This window comes from Secundilactobacillus similis DSM 23365 = JCM 2765 (assembly GCF_001311075.1).
Classification (GTDB): domain Bacteria; phylum Bacillota; class Bacilli; order Lactobacillales; family Lactobacillaceae; genus Secundilactobacillus; species Secundilactobacillus similis.
This window is the reverse complement of record NZ_BBAD01000138.1, coordinates 1-4,359: the sequence shown is the minus strand read 5'-3', so window position 1 is coordinate 4,359 and position 4,359 is coordinate 1. Positions and strand designations below refer to the sequence as shown.

8 protein-coding genes and 1 pseudogene are annotated in these 4,359 nt (G+C 46.5%); 3 read left to right on the top strand and 6 right to left on the bottom strand.

Features of this window, described 5'->3' with window-relative positions:
* Positions 1 to 336: 336 nt before the first annotated feature.
* The 3 genes from rpsF to rpsR are packed head-to-tail and all read left to right on the top strand — an operon-like array spanning position 337 to position 1,509.
* Positions 337 to 624 (top strand): 30S ribosomal protein S6, encoded by a 288-nt coding sequence (rpsF, locus tag JCM2765_RS16080; protein ID WP_054737550.1) that lies wholly within the window; start codon positions 337 to 339, stop codon positions 622 to 624.
* Between the two features lie 47 nt (positions 625 to 671).
* Positions 672 to 1,247, top strand: coding sequence for a single-stranded DNA-binding protein (ssb, locus tag JCM2765_RS16075; RefSeq protein WP_054737549.1), 576 nt, complete (start codon positions 672 to 674; stop codon positions 1,245 to 1,247).
* Between the two features lie 25 nt (positions 1,248 to 1,272).
* Positions 1,273 to 1,509, top strand: a complete 237-nt coding sequence (gene rpsR, locus JCM2765_RS16070; protein WP_054737548.1) for a 30S ribosomal protein S18 — start codon at positions 1,273 to 1,275, stop codon at positions 1,507 to 1,509.
* A gap of 51 nt (positions 1,510 to 1,560) precedes the next feature.
* Here the strand turns inward: rpsR and JCM2765_RS18505 are convergent, their stop codons facing one another.
* The 6 genes and pseudogenes from JCM2765_RS18505 to JCM2765_RS16055 form a co-directional block, all read right to left on the bottom strand.
* Positions 1,561 to 1,905, bottom strand: a complete 345-nt coding sequence (locus tag JCM2765_RS18505; RefSeq protein WP_225352152.1) for a ferric reductase-like transmembrane domain-containing protein — start codon at positions 1,903 to 1,905, stop codon at positions 1,561 to 1,563.
* 85 nt (positions 1,906 to 1,990) lie between these two features.
* Positions 1,991 to 2,155, bottom strand: a pseudogene (locus JCM2765_RS18500) (iron reductase); the annotation flags it as partial.
* A 47-nt stretch (positions 2,156 to 2,202) separates the two neighbouring features.
* A complete protein-coding gene (locus JCM2765_RS18495) occupies positions 2,203 to 2,457 on the bottom strand; it encodes a hypothetical protein (protein ID WP_225352151.1) in 255 nt (84 codons plus the stop codon).
* Positions 2,458 to 2,534: 77 nt separating this feature from the next.
* Positions 2,535 to 2,894, bottom strand: coding sequence for a hypothetical protein (locus JCM2765_RS18490; protein WP_225352150.1), 360 nt, complete (start codon positions 2,892 to 2,894; stop codon positions 2,535 to 2,537).
* Entirely contained in the window at positions 2,851 to 3,615 is a 765-nt protein-coding gene (locus tag JCM2765_RS16060) for an FAD:protein FMN transferase (RefSeq protein ID WP_156301843.1), read from the bottom strand. The genes JCM2765_RS18490 and JCM2765_RS16060 overlap by 44 nt, the downstream gene beginning before the upstream one ends.
* Positions 3,616 to 3,617: 2 nt before the next feature.
* Positions 3,618 to 4,091 (bottom strand): FMN-binding protein, encoded by a 474-nt coding sequence (locus JCM2765_RS16055; RefSeq protein ID WP_054737547.1) that lies wholly within the window; start codon positions 4,089 to 4,091, stop codon positions 3,618 to 3,620.
* Between the last annotated feature and the right edge of the window lie 268 nt (positions 4,092 to 4,359).

The following is a 4,359-nucleotide window of genomic DNA, read 5'->3' as shown; positions in this document are numbered from 1 at the left end:
TAAAAACACTAGCCGAACTCATTGCGTAGTTAACGCCATAACCAACATCTCTTGTCAGGTTAGTCGTGGCTAATTTTTCTGAAGCAACGTTTTATGCTCAGATGACTGTGATGCTACTTGATTCAGGATTCGTTGAGCCGTTCTGAATGATAGTGGTTAACGCAGGAATTTCATCATAAAAGTGAGACTTTAGGAGAATTAACCCAAATACAATTGCATTTGCTTCAAATTTTTGGTAAAATACTAATTTGTGAGTAATCCATTATTGGAAAACTCTCCTTGCTCTCTCAAAACTCAATGGAGAGGGCCTGAAGTCCATAAGGAGGTGCAAATTTCATGAAGTATGAAATTACCTACATCATCCGTCCAGACCTTGACGATGCCGCTAAGACCGCATTGGTTGAACGTTTCGACAAGATCTTGACTGACAATGGTGCAGCATTAATTGATTCAAAAGACTGGAAGAAGCTTCGTTTCGCTTACGAAATCGGTGGCTACAACGAAGGTGTTTACCACGTTGTTAACTTAACTACTGATAACGACGAAGCCTTAAACGAATTCGACCGTCTTTCAAAGATCAGCGATGACATTTTACGTCACATGATCGTAAAGCGCGAAGACTAATTTTTGACTTTTAACTTTAACTACTGATACTGAGAGGAGCGGGTCGTATGATCAACCGGGCAGTGCTAACCGGACGCTTGACAAGAGATGTTGATTTGCGTTACACCCCAAGCGGGGCGGCAGTTGGTAACTTTACGTTGGCTGTTGATCGGCAATTTACCAATCAAAACAACGAACGCGAAGCTGACTTTATCAACTGTGTGATCTGGCGGAAATCAGCCGAAAACTTCGCTAACTTTACCCATAAAGGGGCGTTAGTTGGAATTGAAGGCCGGATTCAAACCAGAAACTACGAAAATCAGCAGGGTCAACGGGTCTACGTTACCGAAGTCGTCGTTGAAAACTTTGCCTTGTTAGAGCCGCGTTCAGCGAACACTAACAATGGTGGAGCCAACAACTACGGTGGTAGCAACAACAGCTACAACGGTGGCGGTAATGGTGGCTACAATGCACCCGCTGGGAATGCTCCTCAGAATAATAATCCGTTTGGTGATCCAAACACCAACGGAGCGGCTAATAATCAACAGCCACAACAACCATCTGGCAATAACGGAAACCAAGCGGATCCGTTCGCGAACAGCGGCGATTCGATTGATATTTCCGATGATGATTTGCCGTTCTAAAACGGACTGAACTGGAGGGAAAATCATGGCTCAACAAAGAAGAGGTGGCCGTCGTCGTCGTAAAGTCGACTTCATCGCCGCAAACCACATCGAATACATCGATTACAAGGATACTGACTTATTGAAGCGTTTCGTTTCAGAACGCGGCAAGATCTTGCCACGTCGGGTGACTGGTACTAGTGCCAAGAACCAACGTAAGTTAACTATCGCTATCAAGCGTTCACGGATCATGGGCTTAATGCCATTCGTTACCGAAGACTAGCGAGTATCAAAAAACGACTGCCGCGGCAGTCGTTTTTTTATGCTTTCAGGTTTACCAACTGAATTCTTCGTAGTAGATTTGATTGCGCGGTATTTGACGTTCCCAAAGTGCGTGTTGCCAGCTGTTACCCAGTTGATAAGGCCCTGAAATTAGATATACTGACGCTTTTGGCTGTGTTAATTGCGTAAGTTGCTCAGTTGGCTGGAACCGACCTTCCTGCGCATACAGCGTAAAATTAGCCCGCTCAGCAGCGAGTGTTTGGAGTTCGGTCAAATAAATGAGTTGGGATTGGCGGTGCGCTGAATAGTACAGCGTGATCGGTCGTTCCGGATAGGCATCGATCAATGCCAGCATCGGTACAACGCCACTCCCGCCGCCAATCAAAACGAGTGGCACATCGATGATCCTGAATCAATTGATCAAAGCGACCGTAACTGCCGTCGATAGTGACCTTGGTGCTCAGTGGCAGGGTCTGAATTTGGCGGGTAAAATCACCGTCACCCCGAATTGCCAAAACGATTTTGCCATCCGTCCCCACGTTATTCACAACCGAGAACGGGTGGCGTTCTTTTAATTGCGGGACCTGTGGAAAATTAATGAACAGGTAATCGCCGGCCTGAACCTTGAGTCGACCGGGATGACGCAGTTGAACGGTGAATTCGTAAAAGTTATCGGCTAACTGATGACGTTGCGTTAACTTGCCGTTGGGAACGTAGTAGCTAGCCGAATTTTGTTACCAACGTAGAGAACGAGGGTCAGCAAACTGTAGCCGTTAAAGAGCCACATATAGGGGTGAATACTGGTAATATAGCTGATTAATTGAACGTGAATAAAGACGAGCACGACGGCCAGTAAGTTAAGGCGATGCAACCAAACGGACAGTTCATGCTTAAAGAGGTGCTCTAAGGTGCGTTTAATCTGCGCCAGAAGCGGGATGTGATTGGTCAACCACCCCGCCATGAAAATTAGAGAGTAAAGCATCAACCCAATGAAGAGATCGAAGGCCCAGTCGCCGGTTAATTTGATCAAGCCTGTGGATTGCGTGCCGCTTTTATGCAGGTAGCCAGGCCGATAGCGAAAATACTGAGCATCCCGTGGATAAAGTAGATGCTCGGAAGTCCAATCAGCCGATCTAACCACTTAGGTCGGGTACTGAGATAAATCGAAGCGAGGAACCAAACGTACGCAATTGAACCAACTTGAATCGCTAGAGCTTCTTGGTTGTAGATTGCGGGCAGGCCATTCGCCAACGTTTGAATCAGGGGGAGCGGTAACACGAAAAGAATAATGGCCCAAACAAGGCCTGAACATAAGGCATGCGTTTCACGAAGTTGATCCCTCCTAGAAGTGAGTGATGTGTTGTTGCCGGTCAACGAGTAGTCCATGAGTTAAATAGTGCGTGGTGAATTGAGTAAATCGCTTTTGGCCCATCGCAATGGCGCTGGTTGCGAGGATGTCGGCTTCAATCAGGTCACTGGCGATAATCGTGGCTTGCGTGAGGGCCGTCGAACTGGTTTGAGTGAGAATGTGTTGGCCGTGTTGACTGGTGCCAGAGGTGGCAATGGCACCATTTTGAAGTGCGTATTGATGAATCAGCTGGTGCGTATCGGCCGGATCTTCAATGCCGACATGCCAAGTGTAAGGATGGTCGGGTCGAACGCCCATTTGGATATCACCAGCGCCATTCAAGGCAACGGCAACGAGGTCGGTTGTATGGAGTAGTGGCGCTAATTCACGTTCGAAGATGCGTTGAATGGCCCAGCCCTTTACTAAACCAGTTGGGTTATAGCGCTGATGATCAAAGTAGGGATCAAAGGCGCCAGCAGTGAGTGACTGGGCTTTACTAGCTAAGGCAAAGACCTCCTGAAATTGGGCGGTAAATTGATCCGGCGTCAGGTCACCACGTTGGTAACGGCTGACTAGGGAGGTTGATTTGAAAGGTGAGAAGTCTTGATCGATCTGTTGAAGTGAGTGGTTAACGGCGTTGATAGTTGTCGTCAGCACGTCATCCGTGAGTGGTGACGATTTCGCCATCACGAATTTAAGGGTAAACGGCATGGTCATTGCTTCGAGGGTTTTGGTTGTTGTCATGAAATCAGTTGGCATAGTTAGTTGACCTCCGCTTTATCCAGTGCATTTTGCAAGGAACTGGTAAAGCCCTTGTAGGTTTCACTGGCGCCTGAAACGAGTTTAATGTTGGCACTCTGAGCTGAAATGGCTTCAGACTTGTATACGGGGAGCGCCTGACTGTTAATTTGCTTATCATGGCCATTGTCATTGGGATAGGCTAAAACGTTCACAGCGGTGATTTTTCCGCCTTTGATGACGGCCTGAACTTGAACGTCGCCCCATTGTGTGGCAGTTGCCTTGCCAGTGTAGGTGCCGTTTTGGTAGCGGCCGGTTGATGATGAAGTAGCGGATGAAGATGACGTACTGGTACTCGAATTGGTTGATTGGGTAGTTGTTGATTCCGCGGATGAGGTGGCTTGCGTCAGCTTATTTTTGATAAATAAGAAGTAGCCGTCGATGATAAGGGCAACTAGGACGATCAACGAGATGATCGTGGTTAACAATTTTTTCAATCTACTCACTTCCTTAGATAGGCGATTATTAACTCCTAATTATCTAAATGCAGCTTAATTCTACCTTAAATTAGAATAATTACTAATTAAAAAAGCGTTAAGTCAGCTGAGCAGCAAATCGAATTAAAAAAAGTTATCCACCTGTGGATAAAAGTTGAAGAAAAACTTTTCTTGGTTTTATACTGTCGCTTGTGTTCAGCGTAAGCATCTTTAGTTTGTGAAGTGCGGTGATTCTGGTTTTCTGATTGTGGGAGGATGCCGCGGGAGG